Source organism: Rhizobium sp. PEPV16 (assembly GCF_008919455.1).
Taxonomy (GTDB): domain Bacteria; phylum Pseudomonadota; class Alphaproteobacteria; order Rhizobiales; family Rhizobiaceae; genus Rhizobium; species Rhizobium leguminosarum_Q.
In genome coordinates, this window is record NZ_VSZV01000041.1 from 1 (window position 1) to 1,388 (window position 1,388).

General features: G+C 61.2%; 1 protein-coding gene. It reads right to left on the bottom strand.

Translation table 11 applies throughout. The features are described from left to right. On the bottom strand, positions 1 to 1,388 hold a 1,388-nt coding region (locus tag FY112_RS00305), incomplete at both ends, for a PHP domain-containing protein (RefSeq protein ID WP_151517347.1).

Below are 1,388 nucleotides of genomic sequence, written 5' to 3' on the forward strand. Positions count from 1 at the left end.
ATGCCGTGGCGCGCCCATCAATTGCTGGGCGAGCTTCAAAGTCAGAACAAGACGCCGGTCGTCCGGATTGAGATTGAGCTCGCGGACATTGCGATCGCAGACCTCTTCCGACCAGGACCACATCCCGGACGACAAGGCCTTGATCACGTCCTCCGGCAAACCAAGTGCCTTGCCGACATCGCGGATCGCGCCCCGCGCCCGGTAGCGGGTTACGGTTGCGCAGAGTGCTGCCTTTTCTCTGGTGTAGGTGCGGTAAATCCACTGGATCACCTCTTCACGCCGCTCGTGCTCGAAGTCGACGTCGATATCCGGCGGCTCGTCGCGCTCCTGGGAGACGAAACGCTCGAAGAGGAGATCGTTGGTCGAGGGGTCGATACTGGTAATGCCGAGGATGTAGCAGACGGCGCTGTTGGCGGCGGAACCCCTGCCCTGGCAAAGAATGCCTTGAGACCGCGCATAGCGCACGATCGAGAAGACGGTCAGAAAATACGGGGCGTATTTCATGGTGCGGATCAGATCGAGCTCGTGGCGCACGACCTTCAATACATCGGGCGGTAGTCCCTCGGGATAGCGATCGGGCACGCATTGCCAGACATAATGCTCCAGCGAGGCCTGAGCATCCTTGCCCAGCACGATCGCCTCCTCCGGATATTGGTAGGTGAGTTCCTCGAGCGAGAACGTGCACCGACGGACAATCTCCATGGTTCGCGCGAGGGCTTGCCGGTATCGCGGAAACAGGCGCTCCATTTCTTCCGGCGGCTTCAGATAGCGGTCGGCGTGGCGCTCGCGCTCGAAGCCGACCTCGTCGATTGTTGTGCGGGTGCGAATGCAGGTGACAATGTCCTGCAACTGCCGGCGACCTGGCTCATGGAAGAGCACGTCGTTGGTGACCACCGTCTTCACCTTGAGCCGCGCAGCGAGATTGGAAATCTCATGCAGCCTCAGCTGGTCGTTCTGCCGACGCCGCAGACAAAGCGACACATAGGCGCGATCGCCAAACACTTGGGCCATCTTGCGCAGCTGGATCCCGCAGGTGTCATCCGGCAAATCCGGCACCAGGATGCCGATCATGCCGTCGGTGTATGCGATGACGTCGTCCCAATGGAGGATACAGTTGTTCTTGCCGCCGCGCGACTTGCCGAGGGTGATAAGGCGGGTCAGCCGGGAATAGGCAGCCCGGTCGGTCGGATAGGCCAGCAACGACATGCCGTCTTGCAGATCGAGCCGGCAACCGACAACGAGACGTAATCCCGTAGCGCGGGATGCTTCGAGTGCCCGGACAATCCCAGCCAGCGAATTGCGGTCAACGACGCCGAGGGCTTCGATGCCGAGAGCCTTGGCGGTCTCGAACAGTTCCTGCGCCGAGCTTGCACCGCGCAGGAAGGAAA